The sequence below is a fragment of the Mycolicibacterium moriokaense genome, from assembly GCF_010726085.1.
GTDB lineage: Bacteria > Actinomycetota > Actinomycetes > Mycobacteriales > Mycobacteriaceae > Mycobacterium > Mycobacterium moriokaense.
This window is the reverse complement of the sequence record NZ_AP022560.1, coordinates 2,324,634-2,344,467: the sequence shown is the minus strand read 5'-3', so window position 1 is coordinate 2,344,467 and position 19,834 is coordinate 2,324,634. Positions and strand designations below refer to the sequence as shown.

At 66.3% G+C, this 19,834-nt stretch carries 18 protein-coding genes; 12 read left to right on the top strand and 6 right to left on the bottom strand.

Annotated elements, in window-relative coordinates:
- Position 1: 1 nt before the first annotated feature.
- Genes G6N43_RS11515 through G6N43_RS11500 form a run of 4 tightly spaced genes read left to right on the top strand, consistent with a single transcriptional unit; the run spans position 2 to position 3,594 of the window.
- Positions 2-1,228 carry a metal-dependent hydrolase family protein gene (locus G6N43_RS11515; RefSeq protein ID WP_083154679.1) on the top strand — a complete coding sequence of 409 codons (1,227 nt, stop codon included), beginning with the start codon at positions 2-4 and terminating at the stop codon, positions 1,226-1,228.
- Positions 1,212-1,670, top strand: coding sequence for a nuclear transport factor 2 family protein (locus G6N43_RS11510; RefSeq protein WP_083154677.1), 459 nt, complete (start codon positions 1,212-1,214; stop codon positions 1,668-1,670). Before G6N43_RS11515 ends, G6N43_RS11510 begins: the two co-directional genes overlap by 17 nt.
- Positions 1,667-2,800: an acyl-CoA dehydrogenase family protein gene (locus G6N43_RS11505; RefSeq protein WP_083154675.1), complete on the top strand. Its 1,134-nt coding sequence runs from the start codon at positions 1,667-1,669 to the stop codon at positions 2,798-2,800. The genes G6N43_RS11510 and G6N43_RS11505 overlap by 4 nt, the downstream gene beginning before the upstream one ends.
- A gap of 2 nt (positions 2,801-2,802) precedes the next feature.
- On the top strand, positions 2,803-3,594 hold the full coding sequence (locus G6N43_RS11500; protein WP_083154758.1) for an acyl-CoA dehydrogenase family protein: 792 nt from the start codon (positions 2,803-2,805) through the stop codon (positions 3,592-3,594).
- A 3-nt stretch (positions 3,595-3,597) separates the two neighbouring features.
- Here G6N43_RS11500 and G6N43_RS11495 read toward each other — a convergent pair whose 3' ends face one another.
- Together G6N43_RS11495 and G6N43_RS11490 are read right to left on the bottom strand one after the other, a co-directional pair.
- Positions 3,598-4,380, bottom strand: a complete 783-nt coding sequence (locus tag G6N43_RS11495) for an enoyl-CoA hydratase (protein WP_083154672.1) — start codon at positions 4,378-4,380, stop codon at positions 3,598-3,600.
- 8 nt (positions 4,381-4,388) lie between these two features.
- On the bottom strand, positions 4,389-5,564 hold the full coding sequence (locus tag G6N43_RS11490) for an acyl-CoA dehydrogenase family protein (RefSeq protein WP_083154670.1): 1,176 nt from the start codon (positions 5,562-5,564) through the stop codon (positions 4,389-4,391).
- 131 nt (positions 5,565-5,695) lie between these two features.
- On the opposite strand from G6N43_RS11490, the gene G6N43_RS11485 reads away from it, so the two are divergent.
- From G6N43_RS11485 to G6N43_RS11460, 6 genes are all read left to right on the top strand, one after another.
- Positions 5,696-6,421 (top strand): TetR/AcrR family transcriptional regulator, encoded by a 726-nt coding sequence (locus G6N43_RS11485; protein WP_083154668.1) that lies wholly within the window; start codon positions 5,696-5,698, stop codon positions 6,419-6,421.
- 58 nt (positions 6,422-6,479) lie between these two features.
- Complete coding sequence (locus G6N43_RS11480; protein ID WP_083154666.1) at positions 6,480-7,301, top strand: acyl-CoA thioesterase; 822 nt, start codon at positions 6,480-6,482, stop codon at positions 7,299-7,301.
- Positions 7,302-7,442: 141 nt separating this feature from the next.
- Positions 7,443-8,639, top strand: a complete 1,197-nt coding sequence (locus tag G6N43_RS11475; protein ID WP_083154664.1) for a cytochrome P450 — start codon at positions 7,443-7,445, stop codon at positions 8,637-8,639.
- 37 nt (positions 8,640-8,676) lie between these two features.
- Complete coding sequence (locus tag G6N43_RS11470; RefSeq protein ID WP_083154662.1) at positions 8,677-9,516, top strand: mycofactocin-coupled SDR family oxidoreductase; 840 nt, start codon at positions 8,677-8,679, stop codon at positions 9,514-9,516.
- An 11-nt stretch (positions 9,517-9,527) separates the two neighbouring features.
- Positions 9,528-10,613, top strand: a complete 1,086-nt coding sequence (locus G6N43_RS11465) for a phosphotransferase (protein WP_083154660.1) — start codon at positions 9,528-9,530, stop codon at positions 10,611-10,613.
- 91 nt (positions 10,614-10,704) lie between these two features.
- Complete coding sequence (locus G6N43_RS11460) at positions 10,705-12,138, top strand: WS/DGAT/MGAT family O-acyltransferase (RefSeq protein ID WP_083154757.1); 1,434 nt, start codon at positions 10,705-10,707, stop codon at positions 12,136-12,138.
- A gap of 1 nt (position 12,139) precedes the next feature.
- Here G6N43_RS11460 and fadD12 read toward each other — a convergent pair whose 3' ends face one another.
- Positions 12,140-13,675 carry an acyl-CoA ligase FadD12 gene (gene fadD12, locus G6N43_RS11455; protein ID WP_234810174.1) on the bottom strand — a complete coding sequence of 512 codons (1,536 nt, stop codon included), beginning with the start codon at positions 13,673-13,675 and terminating at the stop codon, positions 12,140-12,142.
- 63 nt (positions 13,676-13,738) lie between these two features.
- Entirely contained in the window at positions 13,739-14,542 is an 804-nt protein-coding gene (locus G6N43_RS11450; RefSeq protein ID WP_083154655.1) for a lysophospholipid acyltransferase family protein, read from the bottom strand.
- A 101-nt stretch (positions 14,543-14,643) separates the two neighbouring features.
- Between G6N43_RS11450 and G6N43_RS11445 the strand changes: the two genes are divergently transcribed.
- Both G6N43_RS11445 and G6N43_RS11440 read left to right on the top strand, forming a co-directional pair.
- Positions 14,644-15,720 (top strand): NAD-dependent epimerase/dehydratase family protein, encoded by a 1,077-nt coding sequence (locus G6N43_RS11445; protein WP_083154653.1) that lies wholly within the window; start codon positions 14,644-14,646, stop codon positions 15,718-15,720.
- 18 nt (positions 15,721-15,738) lie between these two features.
- Positions 15,739-16,566, top strand: coding sequence for an SDR family NAD(P)-dependent oxidoreductase (locus tag G6N43_RS11440; RefSeq protein WP_083154651.1), 828 nt, complete (start codon positions 15,739-15,741; stop codon positions 16,564-16,566).
- A gap of 22 nt (positions 16,567-16,588) precedes the next feature.
- On the opposite strand, the gene G6N43_RS11435 is transcribed toward G6N43_RS11440, so the two are convergent.
- Entirely contained in the window at positions 16,589-17,386 is a 798-nt protein-coding gene (locus G6N43_RS11435) for an SDR family NAD(P)-dependent oxidoreductase (protein ID WP_083154649.1), read from the bottom strand.
- Positions 17,387-17,395: 9 nt separating this feature from the next.
- Positions 17,396-19,828, bottom strand: coding sequence for a CaiB/BaiF CoA-transferase family protein (locus G6N43_RS11430; RefSeq protein WP_083154648.1), 2,433 nt, complete (start codon positions 19,826-19,828; stop codon positions 17,396-17,398).
- Positions 19,829-19,834: the final 6 nt, after the last annotated feature.

Here is a 19,834-nt window from a genome sequence, read left to right as displayed (position 1 = left end):
CGTGCTGACCCTCAAGGCCGCGGGTCTACTCGACGTCGACGCCGGCGAGATCGTCCGACCGGGAATCGTTCTCATCGAAGACGATCGGATCGTCGGCGTCGGCGGGGCGGCAGGTCCCGACGATCAGGTCATCGATCTCGGGGACGCCATCCTGCTGCCTGGCCTGATGGACATGGAGGTCAACCTCCTGATGGGCGGGCGGGGTGAGACCCCGGGCCTGTCCCAGGTGCAGGACGATCCCGCGATCCGCGTGCTGCGTGCCGTCGGTAATGCGAGGCGCACACTGCGCGCGGGGTTCACCACGGTGCGCAACCTCGGATTGTTCATCAAGACAGGCGGTTACCTCCTCGACGTCTCGCTCGGCAGGGCCATCGACGCCGGATGGATCGACGGTCCGCGGATTGTGCCCGCGGGTCACGCGATCACCCCGACCGGCGGGCATCTCGACCCGACGATGTTCGCCGCGTTCATGCCCGGTGCGCTCGAGTTGACGGTCGAGGAGGGCATCGCCAACGGCGTCGACGAAGTCCGCAAGGCCGTCCGTTACCAGATCAAGCACGGCGCCCAGGTGATCAAGGTGTGCGTGTCCGGCGGAGTGATGTCGCTGACCGGTGAGGCTGGGGCACAACACTATTCGGACGACGAACTGCGGGCGATCGTCGACGAGGCACACCGTCGCGGCCTGAAGGTCGCCGCGCACACCCACGGCGCGGAGGCCGTCAAACACGCTGTGGCGTGCGGTATCGACTGCATCGAGCACGGCTTCCTGATGGACGACGAGGCCATCAAGATGCTGGTGGACAACGACCGGTTCCTGGTCACCACCCGCCGACTGGCCGAGGCGATGGACGTGTCCAGAGCTCCAAAGGAGTTGCAGGACAAGGCCGCCGAGATGTTCCCGAAGGCGCGTACGTCCATCCAGGCGGCGTATGAGGCCGGGGCGAAGATCGCGGTCGGCTCCGACGCCCCAGCGATCCCGCACGGAAAAAATGCCGATGAACTCGTCACGCTGGTCGACTGGGGCATGCCTGCCGACGCGGTGCTGCGGGCGGCCACGGTCGTCGCCGCGGACCTGATCGACAGATCGGACCTCGGCCGCATCGCCGAGGGCTACCTGGCAGACATCATCGCCGTACCCGGCGATCCGCTGGCGGATATCACCGTTACACGGAATGTAAGTTTTGTAATGAAGGGCGGTAAGGTCTTCAAGAATGACGCCAAGCAATAGTCGGCCTGCGGCCCCACCACGAACGGACGATCTCGTCGAGATCCAGCAGCTGCTCGCCAGGTATGCGGTCACGATCACCCAAGGCGACATCGACGGACTGATCTCGGTGTTCACGCCGGACGGCACGTACAGCGCGTTCGGCTCCACGTACACGTTGGCGCGCTTTCCAGAGCTCGTCGAGGCCGCCCCAAAGGGACTGTTCATGACGGGCACATCCCTGGTGACCTTCGATGACGCCGATCCCGACAAGGCCACCGGCACACAGCCGCTGTGCTTCATCGAGCACTCCAAACACGACATGCGCATCGGCTACTACAACGACACCTATGTCCGCACCGACGACGGGTGGCGGCTGAAAACCCGCGCCATGACGTTCATCCGGCGCAGCGGAGACCATGATTCGGGGCGACCACACGCGATCGGCCGGCCGGAGGCCGGATGACCAGCGAACTGACCGCTGGCACCGAGTTCGCGACAGTCGCCGAGTTCCGCTCGCAGTTGGTCGCGTGGCTCGACAGCCACGACCTGGCCCCGCCGCCCGGTGACCACTCGCTGGACGCCAAGCACGCGCAGCACGCCCGCGTGCTGCGCGAGCTCTACGACGCGGGCTGGATGCGGTGGGGCTGGCCGGAATCCGCGGGCGGCCTCGGCGGGCCGATGATCCTGCGCGCCATCGTCGGCGAGGAGGTCGTCGGCCGCCGGCTCGACGATCCCGGTCCGTACTCCATGCTCGAGGTGCTGACCCCGACGATGATCGACTACGCCCGACCCGAACTCGCCGCGGAGATGGTGCCGCGCCTGCTGTCGGGCCAGGAGACGTGGTGCCAAGGGTTCTCCGAGCCGGGCTCGGGCAGCGATCTGGCGTCGTTGACCACCCGCGCCGAACAGCGTGGTGACGAGTGGGTGATCAACGGCCAGAAGGTGTGGACCAGCTTCGCGCAGTACGCAAAGCGGTGTGTCCTGCTCACCCGAACGGGGCCAGGACATTCGGGGATCACCGCCTTCTTCATCGACGTGGACAGTCCGGGCGTCGATGTCCGCCCATTGCGCACGATGCATGGCGTCGACGAGTTCTGTGAGGTCTACTTCGACGACGTGGTGGTGCCCGCCGACCGGATGCTCGGAAACCCCGGCGACGGTTGGCAGGTCGCGATGGACTTGCTGCCCTACGAGCGCTCGACGTGCTTCTGGCAGCGCATCGCCTACCTCTACTCACGCTTGGACTCGCTGGTCGGTGAAGTCAAAAGCCTTGGCCAGGCCGCAGATTCGGAATTGGGCGAGACATATCTGGCCCTACACACGTTGCGCTGCCGGTCGCGAGCCACGCAGCTTCGGCTGGCCGATGGCAACAAGCTGGGCGCGGACACGTCGATCGACAAGGTGCTGTTAGCCGGTGCCGAACAACAGCTCTACGACACCGTGCGCGATCTGCTGCCCGGTGTCATCGAGCTCGACGACACCGACTGGCGCACCGAATACCTCTATTCCCGGGCGGCCACCATCTACGGCGGCACCGCCGAGGTGCAACGCAACATCATCGCCCGCCGCCTGCTGGACCTCGGGAAGGAGTGATCGTGGACGACGAATCACTCGACCTGCTCGAAGACGGCCTGCGCAAGACGATGCTGTCGACGTCCGGCGTCGAACTCGACGCCGCACTCGCCGAGCTCGGCTGGGCCGAGATGCTGTCTGACATGTCCGAGGTGGCGATACCCCTGGTGTTCCGCCTACTCGGCGAAACAGGTGCGCACGCTTCTGTTCTCAACGACGTGGTGCTGCTGGCCTCCAGCCCCGACGAGGGCGCTACCCCCGCACTCCCCTATGCGGGCGGAGGCTGGGTGGTGTGGGACTACGCCACGGCTGATGAAAGCTCCGCGCTCGGCGGGTTGCCGTTGCGACGGGTCGAGGAGGGCGGTCATCCACGGCTGCCCGACGCCCGTCGCGCGGTCGGCTGGTGGCTCGTCGGCTCGGCACGGGCGATGCTGTCGCTGGCCCGCCAACACGCGCTGGACCGGGTGCAGTTCGGTAAGCCGATCGCATCCTTTCAGGCGATCCGTCACAAACTGGCCGAGACGCTGGTGGCGATCGAAGGTGCGGAGGCGACGCTGGCGCTGCCCGGCGACGACAACCCCGACCTGACCGCGCTGTTGGGCAAGGCCGCCGCCGGTAAGGCCGCGTTGACCGCGGCCAAACACTGCCAGCAGGTGCTGGCAGGCATCGGCTTCACCGCCGAGCATGAACTGCACCACCACATCGAGCGCGCGCTGGTTCTCGACGGGTTGCTCGGCAGCTCAAAGGAACTCACGCGCAGGGCCGGGGCAGGGCTGCGAGCCCGCGGCTCGGTCCCCCGCCTCGCCCATCTCTAGCGACTACTGGATATTCGCCTTCATATCGTCGAGGTTCACCAGCACCGGCCAGCCGCTCACGCTCAGCGCGTTGCCGTGGCCGGTCTGGTGGATGTCGAACACCGATTGGATGGCCGCGTAGAAGCCCTGCACGTCGAGAGTCTGGTTGACGGCCCGTTTGGCTTGGCGCAGCGCAAAACTCGGCATCTTGGCGATCTGTTCGGCCAATGCCCTGGTCTCGGAATCGAGTTGGTCGCGCGGCACCACCCGGTTGACCATTCCGGTGCTCGCGACCTCATCGGCCGTCATCGCCCGACCCGTGAACAGGATCTCCTTGGCCTTACGCGGCCCCAGTTCCCAGGTGTGGCCGTGGTATTCGACGCCACCGATACCCATCAGCACCACCGGGTCAGAGAACAACGCGTCATCGGCGGCGACGATGAGATCGCACGGCCAGCACAGCAGCAGGCCACCGGAGATGCAGCGGCCCTGCACGGCAGCGATCGACGGCTTGGGCACGTTGCGCCATTTAAGCGTGTATTCGAGGTAGCGCCGGTGCTCGTGCTGGATGAGGAACTCGAGCGTGATCTTGTCGGGGATGGGTCCGCCGCCGCGCAGATCGTGTCCGGCCGAGAAGTGTTTTCCGTTGGCGCGCAGGATGATCACCGCGACATCGTTGTCCTCCGCGGCCCGCGTCCACGCGGAGTCCAACTCGTCGAGGAACTCGGTGTTCTGTGCGTTGGCGGCCTCGGGCCGGTTCAGGGTGATGGTGGCGATCTTGTCGGCGACTTCGTATTCGATGTACACGGTTGTTCCTAATTGCGGGGAAGGCCCAGCAGTCGCTGGGCGATGATGTTGCGTTGAATCTCCGAGGTGCCGCCGGCGATGGTGCCGCCGAACGTCCTGACGTATCGCTCGAACCAGGCGCTCCGGTAGAGGTCGAGGTGTTGCGCGCTGTAGGGCCCGGAGAAACCCGGCCAGTTCAGGCCATCGGCGCCCGCGGCGGAGAGCGCGTACTCGGTCGCCGATTGCGATGCTTCGGAGCCGAAGAGCTTGAGAACGGAAAGTGCCGCGGCGTCCTCGTCGCCGCGCGCGGCGCGGGCCAGCGCCACCGAGCCGAGCAGGCGGAGAGCCTGGTTGTCCATGACGAGCCTGGCGTAGCGGTCACGGTCGAGCGGGCTGGCCGGGTGGAAATCTTCGATGAGTTCCTGCAAACGGTCGGCATAGCTGAGCCACAACATGTTCCGCTCGTGGCCCAGGGACCCGTTGGCCACCTGCCAGCCCCCGTTCAGTGGGCCGACGAGGTTCTCGGCGGGCACGCGGACATCGTTGAAGAAGACCTCGTTGAAATCCAGGTCGTCGGCATCGCATACCGAGGCGAAGGGACGTCGCACCACACCGGGCAGGTCCGTCGGGATCATCAGCACGCTGATGCCTTTGTGCTTGGGGGCATTCGGATCAGTGCGAACGAATGTCAGAAGGACATCGGCGTCATGGGCGCCGGAGGTCCACACCTTCTGCCCGTTGACCACGAACTCGTCGCCGTCGAGTTCGGCGCGGGTGCGCAGGGATGCGAGGTCGGATCCCGCACCCGGCTCACTCATCCCCAGCGACGCCGTCATCTCGGCGCGCAGGATGGGGACGGCCCAGCGCTGCTGCTGCTCGGGGGTACCGAACGAGATCAGCGACGCGGAGATGATGCCGACGCCCTGCGGGTTGAAGGTGAGATAGGCCCTGCGACGTGCCAGTTCCTCCTGGTGGACGTACTGCTGGAGGATGGTGGCCTTGCGGCCCCCGAACTCGGGCGGATAGCCCGGCATCAGCCAGCCGTTGTCGAACATCAGCCGCTGCCAGCGCCGCGCCCACTCCGGAACATCGCTGCTGGAGCGCGAACGGTCCAGCGCCTCGAGGTCCGTGGGCAGATGCTCGTCCAGAAAGGCGATGAACTCCGCACGGAAGGCCTCGACGTCGGCGTCGAAGGTCAGCTGCAACGGCGCTCCTCAAACGAGCACGGATCAAATTTTTGGTATGACTACTGTTATCAGTAAAACGAGAATACTATTCTCCAAGTGAGAAAGTTACAATCTCTGACACGTTGGCCGCGAGGGGGTCGAGGACCGCAATGGCAAGGCGTTCTCCGGTACAGTCAGTCCATGTTCTCCCAAGTCGGGCAGCATCCGAGCCGCCCGTGACCATCCCCAGCGAAGAGCCCGCCTGGAAGCAGCGCGCGGTCGAGCGATCGATCAAAACCGCGAAGCTCCGGGCCGCGCAACGCGTCCAGAGATTCCTCGATGCCGCCCAGGCGATCATCATCGAGAAGGGCAGCACCGACTTCACCGTCCAAGAGGTCGTCGACCGCTCGCGCCAGTCGCTGCGAAGCTTCTACCTGCAGTTCGACGGTAAACACGAGCTGCTGCTGGCGCTGTTCGAAGATGCCCTCGCCCGCTCTGCGGACCAGATCCGCGCGGCCACGAGCGGCCCTGATGAGCCGATCGAGCGCCTGAAGGTAGCCATTCAGCTGCTGTTCGAGTCGTCGCGGCCGGATCCCACCGCCAAGCGGCCATTGTTCACCGACTTCGCTCCTCGACTTCTGGTCTCGCATCCGTCCGAGGTGAAGATCGCCCACGCGCCTCTGTTGGCTCTGCTGACCGAGCTCATGGAAGAGGCCAGCGCCGCAGGTCAGCTGCGGGAAGGCATCAACCCGAAGCGGATGGCGGCCATGACGATGCAGACCGTGATGTTCAACGCGGCGCAATCCGCCGGCGAGGACTCCACGGACGCGGCGTCGCATCCGATCACCGCCGAAGAACTCTGGGACTTCTGCGCCCACGGATTCGCCGCCAGCTAGCTCCAATCAAGTCGAGAACTTCGTTCTCGTCGACGAGAATCTGACTTACACTGGGCGAGTGCCCGATCTCTGGATCGATCTGCTCCGCTGTCTGGACATCCCCGGTCCGTCGACCCAAAACGGTGAAACGGCCGAGTACGAGGGCCGCAATCAACAGCTGGAGTACTACCGGGTATTCGGCGGCCAACTCCTTGGCCAACTTCTCCAGATCGCCTCGCTGACCTGCCCGGATAAAGCGGTCAAATCGCTGCACACGGTGTTCACCCGCGAGGGCCGGGCCGCCGAACCGGTCCGTTATCAGGCCGTTCGTGCCCATGAGGGCAAGTCGTTCGGTGCGGTCACGATCACTGCGACGCAACCGAGTCGCGGCGTCATCGCGACCGCGTCGATCAGCATGCACGTCCTCGAAGATGGTCCCGAACACCAGGAGGTCGAGGAGGTCGGGCCGGTGCTCGGCCCCGAGTACGAGATCCCGCTCGACCTGATCCCGTGGGAGACGCGAGCGGCGGTCGATCTCAACGACCCGACCGTCGGCCCCCCGCAGTTCGAGGTATGGATGCGCACCCCGAATGTCGACGCCGCGCTGGCGCCGGCGCTGGCTGCTTATGCCACGGACCTGACGTTGATCGGTACCGCGCTGCGCCCGATCGAGGGCGCTGACCAGCGCGGCAATGGCACGACCTTCGCGTCCGCGGTCACCTCCCACACCGTGTGGTTCCACCGGCCGTTCCGCACCGACGACTGGCTGCTGTTGCGTCAGCACAGTCCCCTGCTGGCGCACGGCCGCAGCTTCGGTCGTGGCGACGTGCTCACCCGCGACGGCGTCCTGGTCGCCTCCTATGGCCAGGAGGCTCTCGTGCGCTTCGCCAAACGGGATTGAGAAGCAGATTCTGTTAAGCGGAGAGTATAAATTGCCCGAAACGAGTCTGTTGTTGACACCATTGAGTCGCCGATGCCAGAGTTGTGAGACAAAAGACAGCCATTTGTCTTACACATCCCTGGTCCAGCGAGAGGCGACCCCGTGACGATCAGTGCCGAGAACTCCGACGTCCAAACGGACGAGTTGTATTACGACCCGTACAGCGTCGAACTCAATATGAACCCGTACCGGGTGTTCGCCCGCATCCGCGAAGAAGCACCCCTGTATTACAACGACAAGCACGACTTCTATGCGTTGAGTCGCTACGAGGACGTCAACAAGGCGCTGATCGATCACGAGACGTTCATCTCCGGCAAGGGCGCGCTGCTCGAGATCATCAAGTCGGGGATGGAGATCCCGCCCGGCACACTGATTTTCGAAGATCCGCCGCTGCACAACATCCAGCGCAATCTGTTGTCGCGGATGTTCACGCCGCGCAAGGTAGCCGCGCTCGAGCCGCAGATCCGCGAGTTCACCTCCCGTTGCCTCGACCCGTTGATCGGCACGGGCAAGTTCGACTTCGTCAACGACCTCGGCGAGCAGATGCCGATGCGCGTCATCGGAATGCTGCTCGGCATCCCGGAGGAAGACCAACGGCGGGTGACCGACCACGGCGAAGCCACGCTCCAGGGAGAGCAGACACTGATGGCGTCCGGTGAGGTGTTCGCCGAGTTCATCGACTACCGCGCGGAGCATCCCTCCGACGACATCATGACCGACCTGCTCAACGCCGAATTCACCGACGAGACAGGCACGGTGCGACGGCTGCGCCGCGACGAGCTGCTCATGTACCTCACGGTGATAGCCACCGCCGGAGCCGAGACCACCACGCGGCTGATCGGCTGGGCGGGCAAGACCTTGGCCGACTATCCCGACCAGCGCCGCGAACTCGTGGAGAACCCGGCTCTGATTCCACAGGCGATCGAAGAGATCCTGCGTTGGGAGCCACCGGCACTGCAGATGGCGCGATACGTCGCACGCGACACCGAGCACCACGGCCAAACCGTGCCGGAGGGAAGCGCGATGCTGCTTCTAGTCGGCGCTGCCAACCGGGACCACCGCCGCTTCCCGCCGGATGGTGACATCTTCGACATCCATCGAGAGCAGCACTCGCACTTGACATTCGGCGCAGGTACGCACTTCTGCATGGGTAATGCATTGGCGCGCTTGGAGGGCCGCATCGCCCTCGAGGAGATCCTCAAACGGTTCCCGACGTGGGAGGTCGACTGGGCGAACGTGCGTCCGTCTCCGACGACGGCGGTCCGTGGCTGGGAAGCCATGCCGACCTTCGTTTCCTGAATCAGATGACCCAACAACACCAGAAGGACTGAAAGACATGGCAGGTCGTGTAGAGGGCAAGGTCGCGTTCATCACCGGCGCGGCGCGTGGACAGGGCCGTGCGCATGCGGTGCGGTTGGCGCAGGAGGGCGCCGACATCATCGCCGTCGACATCTGCAAGAAGGTCGACACCGTCGAGTTGATCGAGCCGTCGACGCCCGAGGATCTGGCCGAGACTGCGGATCTGGTGAAGGGCCACAACCGCCGCATCTACACCGCCGAGGTCGACGTCCGCGATTACGACGCCTTGAAGGCGGCGGTCGACACGGGCGTCGAGCAGTTGAGTCGGCTCGACATCATCGTCGCCAACGCGGGCATCGGTAACGGCGGTCAGACGCTGGACAAGACCAGCGAAACCGACTGGACCGCAATGATCGACGTCAATCTCGGCGGTGTGTGGAAGACCGTGAAAGCCGGTGTGCCGCATATCCTTGCCGGCGGTCGCGGCGGCTCGATCATCCTGACCAGTTCGGTCGGCGGCCTGAAGGCCTACCCGCACACCGGCCACTACGTCGCCGCCAAACACGGTGTGGTGGGCCTGATGCGGACCTTCGCCGTCGAACTGGGCGCGCAGAACATCCGCGTAAACTCGGTGCATCCGACGAACGTGAACACTCCGCTGTTCATGAACGAGCCGACCATGAAGCTGTTCCGTCCCGACCTGGAGAACCCGGGCCCGGACGACATGAAGGTCGTCGGACAGCTGATGCACACGCTGCCGATCGGTTGGGTCGAGCCCGAGGACATCGCCAACGCGGTGCTGTTCCTGGCGTCCGACGAGGCGCGCTACATCACCGGCGTGACGCTGCCGGTCGATGGCGGCAGCTGCCTGAAGTAGGGCATCCCACAGTGACTGTCGCGGAGCTGTCGCTGCCGCGCGGCTGGGATGACATCACCCCGGACTGGATGACGGTGGCGCTGTCGCGTCACCATCCGGGTGCCGTCGTCGACGATGTGCGCGTCGCACTGCGCGACGACGGCACCAACCGGCGTGCGCGCCTGGCGCTGACGTACGCGGAGGGCTCGGGGCCTGCGACGGTGTTCGCCAAGGCGGTCGACCCCGACCATGCCGAGCTCGTCGCATTGACCAGCGGGCTCTATCACGAGCCGCGGCTGTTCACCTGCGGCGTCGAGTTACCGCTCGATCATCCGACCGTCTACACCGCGCTCATCGATGAAGATCGCTCGGACTTCGTGATGATCATGGAGGATGTCGTCGCGCGCGGCGCCGATCCGCGCGACTCGACCCGGCCGCTGACGATCGACCAGGCGGCCAGCGGAGTCCGCGGCCTGGCCAGGATGCACAGTCGGTTCTGGGGCGAACGCGTGACCGCCGATCCCGCGCTGGGCTGGCTCGAGCCGTTCGTCGCATTCGAGGGCATGCAATACGCGCCGTTGCACATCGCCCATGAACGGCTGGGCGACACCGTGGCGCCGGAGATTCTCGCGCTCAGCGGAACCGAGCTCTTCGTCGACATCTGGGCGCGCTACATCGGCACCCTCACCACCTCTGTGCAGACGTTGCTGCACGGCGATCCCCACATCGGCAACACCTATGTGCTGCCCGACGACTCCCCCGGCGACAAAGTCGGGTTCCTCGACTGGCAGATGGCCCGCCGGGGCAACTGGTCGCTGGACCTCGGTTACTTTCTGCAGGGCGCGCTGACCATCGAGGACCGCCGCACGGCCGAGCGCGACCTGCTCGAGGAGTACCGCAACGCGCTCGCGCTGCCCGCCGATGAGATGCCGAGCGCCGACGAGGTGTGGCTGCGCTACCGCGCGTCAGTCGCCCACGGGCTGGCCATCTGGATGGCGACGTCGTCGGGCGGCGATGCCTGGCAGAGCGCGGCCATCTCGGTCACGCTGGCGCAGCGGTATTCGGCGGCGTTCATCGATCTGGAGACGCGCGCGGCGCTGGACGCGATCAGCGCATAGGTCATTCGCGGAAAGCCCCCGATCATGGGCGGACGGTGGTTGCATGGACCCCACGGCGCGGGTCGACCCGGCCGAAGGGGTGGGGTGGGATGTGAAGCGACTCAATGGCATGGACGCGATGCTGTTGTACAGCGAGACGCCGAATCTCCACACCCACACCCTGAAGGTGGCGATCGTCCACGCGGCCGACTATGACGGCGAGTTCACCTTCGATGTCTTCCGATGGACCATCGCCCGGCGGCTGCACCTGCTCGACCCGCTGCGGTACCGGCTGGTCGACATCCCACTGAAACTGCATCACCCGATGTGGTTGGAGGACTGCCCGGTCGACCTCGACTATCACCTGCGCCGCGTGGAGGTGCCCGCGCCCGGCGGCCGCCGCGAACTCGATCAGGTGATCGGCCGGATCGCGAGCACACCGCTGGACCGCACGCGGCCGTTGTGGGAGTTCCACTTCGCCGAGGGCATGGCCGACGACCGTTTCGCGCTCATCGGCAAGGTGCACCACACCCTGGCCGACGGGGTGGCGTCGGCCAATCTGCTCGCCCGACTGATGGACCTCACGGGATCGGCGCAAGACGAACGTGACGCCTACGCCACGTGCGAACCGCCGTCGCCGAACGAGTTGGTCAAGGAAGCGATGCGCGACCACGTCGCACACGTCGCCGCGCTGCCACGACTGGCGCGCGATGCAGCCGAGGGAGCCGCCCGGCTGCGGCGCCGCGCGAAACAACGCAGCGACCATCCCGATCTGGCGAAGATGTTCCAGACCCCACCGACGTTCCTCAACCATGTCATCTCCCCGGGGCGAACGTTCGCCACCGCGTCGCTGTCGCTGGCCGATGTCAAGGAGACGGCCAAGCGGCTGGACGTCACGTTCAACGACATAGTGCTGGCCACCGCAGCCGGTGGCCTCCGCGAACTGCTCCTGCGCTACGACGGCCGTGCCGACCAACCGTTGATCGCATCGGTGCCCGTCAGCACCGACCTGTCACCGGATCGCGTGACAGGCAACGAGATCGGCGGACTGTCGGTGTCCTTGCCCGTCCACATCGACGATCCGCTCGAGCGGGTGCGGCTGACCTCGTTGTCGACGGCGCGCGCGAAGGAGAACTACGAACTTCTCGGGCCGAAGCTGCAGGGTCAGCTGATGGAGTACCTGCCGCCGCCGCTGACCCCGGCGGTGCTGCGCTGGCAGGCCAAGCGCGCCGCGCACAACAGGCTCATGAACGTCGCGGTGTCCAGCGTTCCCGGTCCGCGCGAGCGTGGCCACATCGGCGGCGCGCCGGTCAGCGAGATCTACTCGATCGGCGTGCTCTCGGCGGGCAGCGCCTTCAACATGACGGTGTGGAGCTACGTCGACCAGGTGGACATCTCCATACTGTCCGACGATCAGACGTTCGACGATATCCATGAGGCGACCGACGCGATGATCCACGGGCTGGCCGAAATCCGGTCGGCCGCCGGCCTGCCACGACTGCGCACCGTCGACACCGCGATGGCGCCCGCACCCGCGGCCAGCTAGGTCACGGGCGCAGTTCGTTGCGCAGGATCTTTCCGGTGCTGCCGCGCGGCAACTCGTCGAGCACCGTGATCTCGCGCGGCACTTTGTAATTCGCGAGGTTCTCCCGTACGTGCTGCTTGAGCTCCTCCGGTGTGGTCGACGCACCCGGCTCGAGCACGACGAACGCGACGAGCCGCTGCCCGTACTGCTCGTCGTCCACTCCGAGAACCGCGGCCTCGGCCACGTCGGCGTGCGCCGCCAGCGTCTTCTCGACCTCGATCGGGTACACGTTCTCGCCACCGGAGACGATCATCTCGTCGTCGCGGCCCACCACAAACAGTCGGCCGGCCGCGTCGAGGTAACCCATATCCCCCGAGGCCATGAAGCCGTCGTGGAAATCCTTGGTCGTGCCGGTGGTGTACCCGTCGAACAGGGTGCCGCTGCGAACGAAGATCTGCCCGACCTCGCCGGTGGGCACCTCGTTGAAGTCCTGGTCGAAGATTCGGATCTCGGTGCCGTCAGCGGGTTTTCCGGCGGTGTCGGGCGCCGCGCGAAGATCCTGCGGTGTCGCGGTCGCGATCATTCCAGCCTCGGTGGCGTTGTAGTTGTTGTAGATCACGTCACCGAACTGATCCATGAACTTGATGACCACATCGGGGCGCATCCGCGATCCCGATGCCGTGGCGAAGCGTAACGACTTGGCGCTGTAGCGGTTGCGCACCTCGTCGGGCAGATCCATGATGCGGTCGAACATCACCGGGACCACCGCGAGGCCCGTCGCCTGGTAACGGTCGATCAGGTCCAGCGTCGCCTCGGGATCGAACTTGCGCCGCGTGACGATCGGACAGGCCAGCAGCGCCGCGAACAACAACTGCGAGAAGCCCCACGCGTGGAACATCGGCGCGACGATGACGATCGGCTCCTCGGCGCGCCACGGCGTGCGGTCGAGCACCGCCTTCAGGTCACCCGTACCGCCGCTGCCCGCAGAACGCTTGGCACCCTTGGGCGTTCCCGTCGTCCCCGAGGTGAGCAGAATGATGTCGCTCTTGCGCTCGCTGGGCTTGGGCCGTTGGCCGTGGTGGCGTTCGATCAAGTTGTCCACGGTCAGCGCGACGTCGGTGCGATCGGTCCAGGCCAGGATGCGTGTGGTGTCGGGCCTGCCCTCGAGCGCCCGGTCGACGATCGCGGTGAACTCCTCGTCGTAGATCACGGCGTCGGCGCCCTCGCGTTCGACGACCTCCGCCAACGCGGGGCCCGCGAAGGATGTGTTGAGGAGTAGCACGTCCGAGCCGATCCGGTTGGAACCGACCAGCGCCTCGATGAATCCGCGGTGGTTACGGCACATCACCGCAATGGTTTTCGGGGGCCCGACCTCTTGGAGTGCGGCGGCCAACGCGTCGCAGCGGTCGTCGAGCTCGCGCCACGTCAACGTGCCGCGCTCGTCGATCAGCCCGGGGCGGTCGGGGCAGCGCTGTGCAGCCGTGGCGAATCCCACGGTGGCGGTCATCCCGGCCCTGCGCACCGCCGCGCCCATGCGCAGATAGCGGTCCGGACGCATCGGGGCGATCAGTCGTGCGCGCCAGAGAGTCTGCAGGAGTCCTAGAGAGTCGGCCACGATGCGTCAGCCAAGCACAGGAAAGCGGCGTTCGCGGGCGAGTTCGTCGAGCGCCTCCTGCATCACGGCCCGGACATGCAGATCGACCATGTCGATGTCGGGGTCGTCCCCGAACTCGGCCGCGATATCGATGGGGTCGAGCACCCGGGTGACGACCTTCGACGGCAACGGCACGTTCGGCGGGAAGAACACCGAGACACCGAATGGAAAGCCGACGCTGATCGGCAGAATGTCGGCCCGCAGCCGGTTGAGCCCTATTCGCCGGGCGAGCGAGTCGCCGCGGGCGAGGAACAGTTGGGTTTCCTGCGCACCGATCGAGACCATCGGCACGATCGGCACCCCGGCGTCGATCGCCGTCCTGACGTAGCCCTTACGGCCGTTGAAGTCGACGACGTTCTCGGTGAAGGTCGGGCGGTACGCGTCGTAGTCGCCTCCTGGGAACACCAACACGAGGGCACCGTCGCGCAGTGCCTGGGCGGCGTTGTCCCGATTCGCCTCGATGACGCCCGCCCGACGCAGTAGGTCCCCGACCGGGCCGACGAAGATCGCGTCGTGGCCGAGTGTGTAGACCGGACGGTCGAAGCCGAACCGCTTGTAGAACTCGGGCGCGAAGACCAGCACGTCGGGGGTGAACATGCCGCCGGAGTGGTTGGAGACGACGAGTGCGCCGCCTGCTGCGGGCATCCGATCCAGATCGCGCACCTCAGCGCGGAAATAGCGCTTGATGAGTGGGCCGACCCGGTTGACGATCTGCCGGGTGAACCCGGGATCCCATTTGGCGACCTCTGGCTTGTCCACCCCGTTGCTCATGGCGTCCGTGTTCCCACTTCTCGCGGCCGGCTACCAAGCCGGTGATCCGAGTATGCTACTTTCGTAAAAAGAGAATGTCATATCCGCAGGTTGGGGGCCAAATGTCGGACGCTGTGCTCGTCACGGGCGGCTTCGGCCTGGTTGGCTCCGCAACCGTGCGCCGCCTCGCCGCCGACGGTCGGCGGGTCATCGCCGCCGATCTCGATACGCCGGCCAACCGCAAGACCGCGGCGAAACTTCCCGCCGGCGCCGAGTTCCGCTGGGCCGACCTCACCGACGCCGATCAGGTCCAGCACCTGGTGTCCGAGATCGCCCCGACCGCGATCATCCACCTGGCGGCGATCATCGCCCCCGCAATCTATCGAATCCCCAAGGTGGCGCGTCGAGTCAACGTCGACGCGACCGCGACGCTGGTCCGCATCGCCGAGGCGCAACCGAACCCGCCCCGGTTCGTGCACGCGTCCAGCAATGCGGTGTTCGGCCCCCGCAACCCGCATCTGACTCCGTCGCCGCTGACCGCGGACGACCCGATGCGGCCCTGCGACATCTATAGCGGCACCAAAGCGGAGGCCGAAGAGATCGTGCAATCGTCGAGCCTGGAATGGGTGGTGCTGCGGTTCGGCGGCGTGCTCACAAGCGATCTGTCGGCGCTGCCGCTCAGCGCCGACGCCATGGTGTTCCAAAGTGCGCTGCCGAGCGACAACCGGGTGCAGACCGTCGACGTCCGAGACGTCGCGTGGGCCTGCGCGGCGGCGACCACCGCGGACGTCGCGCACGAGATCCTCCTGATCGCCGGCGACGACTCGCACCGGACCTGCTACGGCGACCTCTCCTCGAACCTCGTCGCGGCGTTGGGGATGCCCGGCGCGTTCGCACCGGGGCGACTCGGTGACCCCTCGAGCGCGACGGACTGGTTCGTGACCGACTGGATGGACACCACCCGCGCGCAGGAAGCACTGCAGTTCCAGCACTACTCGTGGTCCGACATGATGGCCGAACTCGCCGACGTCTTCGGATGGAAGCGTTATCCGGCGGGCCTCATCACGCCGATCGTGCGTGCGGTGATGAAACGGCGCGGGGTGTACTGGAAGGCACCGGGACAGTACGCCGATCCGTGGGGCGCGATCCGCACCCATTTGGGCGATCCCACGTGGATTCGCCCGACCGACTCCGCCTGACCGCATAGTGTTCGCGCCGTGGACCACTACCAAGGGCGCAACGCAGTCATCACCGGAGGAGCCAGCGGAATCGGCTTGGCCGCCGCGAAGGAGTTCGCCCGACGCGGCGCGCGCCTGATGTTGGCCGATATCAACGAGACCGCGCTGGACGACGCGGTTTCGACGCTGCGCGGCGACGGGGTCGACGCGCACGGCGTGGTATGCGACACCCGCAAGCTCGACGATGTCGTGCACCTCGCCGACGAGGCCTTCAACGTGTTCGGCACTGTGCACGTGGTGTTCAACAACGCCGGTATCGCGTATGCCGGTTCGATAGTCGACACCAGCCACGACGACTGGCGCTTCGTGATCGACGTCGATCTGTGGGGCCCGATCCATGGCGTCGAGGCGTTCCTGCCCCGGCTGATCGCGCAGGAGGACGACAGCCACATCGTGTTCACGTCGTCGTTCGCCGGGCTGATCCCGAATGTGGGGCTCGGTCCGTATTGCGTGGCGAAGTACGGCGTCGTCGCGCTGGCCGAGACGCTGCAACGCGAGGTGCGGGCCAATGGCATCGGAGTCTCGGTGCTCTGTCCGATGATCGTGGCGACCGATTTGATGGCCAACAGTGAACGCGTCAGGAGCTCGGACTACGGACCACCGTCGTCGTCCGCTCAGGAACTGCCGATGGACTCGACCGATCCGGAGGTGCGGGCGGAGGACGTCGCACGCCTGACGGCCGATGCGATCCTGGCCAATCGGCTCTACATCGTTCCGCACCAGGCCGCGCGGGCGTCGATCCAGCGCAGGTTCGAGCGCATCGACCGCGCCTTCGAGGACCAGATCGCCGAAGGCTGGACGCACTAGCGTGCGATCAACCCGATAAGCGCTACCCCAGCTGATACTCGCCGGTCTCCGGGTGGTGATACCAGCCGCACGACGCTTGTGTACCCCCGTCGACGTGGATCGTCTGCCCGGTGATGTAGCCCGACATGTGGGACGCGAGAAAGACTGCGACGCTGGCGATTTCGTCGACATGGCCGGCTCGGCCCATCGGAATCATCCGCTGATTCGCCGGGTCGAGCCCAGGCGACAGCTGCATGAGCCCCTCGGTGACGGTCAGGTCCGGAGCCAGTGCGTTGACTCGGATGTCGTGCGGCGCGAATTCCAGTGCGGCGGTCTTGGTGAAGTTGATGACGCCGGCCTTCGCCGCCGCGTATGCCGCAAAGCCCGGCGCTGCCCGCACTCCCTCGATCGACGTCACGTTGATGACGCTGCCGCCGAGGCCTGCCGCGACCAGCCGCTTGGCGATCCGCTGGGTGCACAGCAGCACATGACGAAGGTTGCTCCGGTACAGCGCATCCCAGCCGTTCTCGCTGGTCTCCAGCAGCGGCGCCTTGAAGGTACCGCCCGCGTTGTTGACCAGGATCGACACCTCGCCGAGTTCGTCAACGGTGCGCTGCAGCGCCGCGTCGACCTGCTCGCTGTCGCGGACATCGACGACGATCCCCAGTGCGCCAATACTTTCGGCAGCCGATGCGCAGGTGTCGGGATCACGTTCCCAGATGGCCACCGAGGCCCCGAATGCCGCGAGTCCCGCCGCGACGCCGCGCCCGATCCCTGCTCCCCCGCCGGTCACCACCGCGACACGGTCGGTCAGCAGGATGTTGGACGGATCGATAGCCATCGGTCGAGGCTAGCCCGTTTTCGCCTTGCTTGGCCCCATCGCCGGGGCATTGCCGATCACGCCCCCGGCCTCGAGGTCGGCGATCTCGTCGGCGGTCAGCCCGAGTTCGGCCAACAGTTCGTGGTTGTGCTGGCCGAGCAGCGGGGCTGGCTCGACGTGGACGCGCTCCGGACCACGCGACATCCGGAACGGCAGCGTGCTGTGCGGCGTACGGGCGTTGACCGGATGCCCGACGTCCTCGAAGAAGCCGCGGGCGGCCAGCTGGGGAATCTCGGTCTGGCGGTGCGGCTGCAAGACCTTGGCCACCGGCACACCGTGCTCCCACAGCGCGGCGACGATCTCGTCGCCGGTGCGATCCGCACACCACACGGCGAGATATCCGTCGATGGCGTCGTGACCTGCACGCCTGCCGGCGGCGGTGCTCAACTCGGGGTCGGCCGCCCAGTCGGGGCGCTCGACGGCCTCCGACAGGCCAACCCACTGCTCGTCGGTTGCCACAGCGACTGCGACCCAGCAGTCCGCGCGGCCGAACTCGTCGATCTCGTTGGTGCGGTACAGGTTCTGCGGTGCCGCGGTCGGCCCCCGGTTGCCGTCGCGCTCCAGCAGCGCACCGTAGGCGGAGTACTCGATGACCTGTTCGGCGGCGACGTTGATCGCGGCATCGACCATCGCGGCCTCGACGAGCACGCCCTGCCCGGTGCGACGCCGATGTTCCAGGGCGATCAGCAGCGCATTCAGCGCGTGGATGCCGGCGTTCGGGTCACCGACCGAATAGGGCTCGTACGGGTTGCGGTCGGGATAGCCGGTCACCCAACTGATCCCGGACGCCGCCTCGATCACGTAGGCGAAGGCGGGATTGTCGCGCCACGGACCGTCGAGCCCGAATCCGGGCATCCGCAGCATCACGACGTCGGGCCGGATGGCCTGCACGGCAGCGAAATCGAGTCCGATCTGGTCCACGACTCGTGGGGTGAAGTTCTCGACGATCACGTCGCAGGTGGCGATGAACCGATTCAGCAGGTCATGGCCGGCGTCGCTCTGCAGGTCGAGCGTCAACCCCTTCTTGTTGGTGTTGAGCCCCGAGAAGATCGGCGACTTCTCCCACCACAGCTCCTCGGTGACCGGTATGCCCGCGATCAGCCGGGTGCCGTCGGGTCGTCGCGTCGACTCGACGTGGATGACCTCGGCGCCGAGCATCGCGAGGATGTGTGTGCACGACGGCCCCGCCCAGAAGGTCGTCATGTCGAGTACGCGCAACCCATCGAACGGCAACCCCGTCCTCGCCGAGATAGCATTCCGGGTCGCTGGATCACCGATTTCGCGACCCGGAATGCTATTTCGGCGATACAAGTCGGTGTGTTCGCCCAGCCGGGGCGCGGGCCCTGGCGCGTCGAGCAGCGCCGGCGTCGTCCGATAGGGCGGGCCGGGCTGGTCGAAACCGTCGCGGGGGTTCGATACGAAAGACCCGCGTTCGACGAAGTGGTCGAGTCCGATGATGTTGGCCCCGTTGGCGACCGGGGCGTTCGGGATCCGGAACGCGGTCGCCAGGTCCCTGATCTCGTCGACCGTGTGACTGTCGACCCACGCGTAGAGCTCGTCGGCCTTCTCGGTGGCCTGCTCCGTGATGGACAGCGGCGAGTCCTCGTCGATCCAGTCCTGATGGCCGGTCATGGCGCACAGGTCGAACCACTGCTGCGCGGTGCCGCAGCCGATGTCGATCAGGCCGTCCTTGGCGCGGGCGATACCCGGCACAGTCAGCCGCCGCGCATCCCGCCACGGCCTGCCGAGCATCTCGTAGTAGGCCACCGGGTAGTACGTGAGGCCGAGGATCTGGGTCTCGAGCATCGACACGTCGACCAGTTCCGCGCCACCCCGCAATCGCGAGGCCAGCGTCGCGGCGCTGGCGTACGCCCCGGCGAGGTATTCACCAACCTGTCCGCCGACGTAGACCGGCGCGCGGTCGGCCGAACCACGGCCGAGGCCGACGATCCCCCCGGACCACGCCTGCAGCGTGAATTCCGTTGCGGGACACTCTGCCCAGGGGCCGTCCAACCCGAACGGCGTGATCGATGTGACGGTCAGGTGGGGGTGCGCCGACCGGACCGCGGCGGGGGTGAACACGACGTGCTCCGCGACGTTCGAACCACGCGACCAGACGACGGCATCGGCGCTGCCGAGCAACGCGTTGACGTAGTCGAGGTCGGACTCCGGGTCGGCCACCACGCTGTGCTTCGAACAGGCCAGAAAGCTGAACAACGCACCGTCGCCACCCGGCGCGATCTCGGCGCCTGACGCCGACCACCGGCGCAGTGGATCACCTTCGGGCGGTTCGACTTTGATGACCGTGGCGCCGGCGTCGGCCAGCAGCTTGGTGCAGTAGGCACCCGCGATGCCGACGGACAGATCGACGACGGTGTAGCCGTTCAGCGGCGCGTTAACCATTGTGTT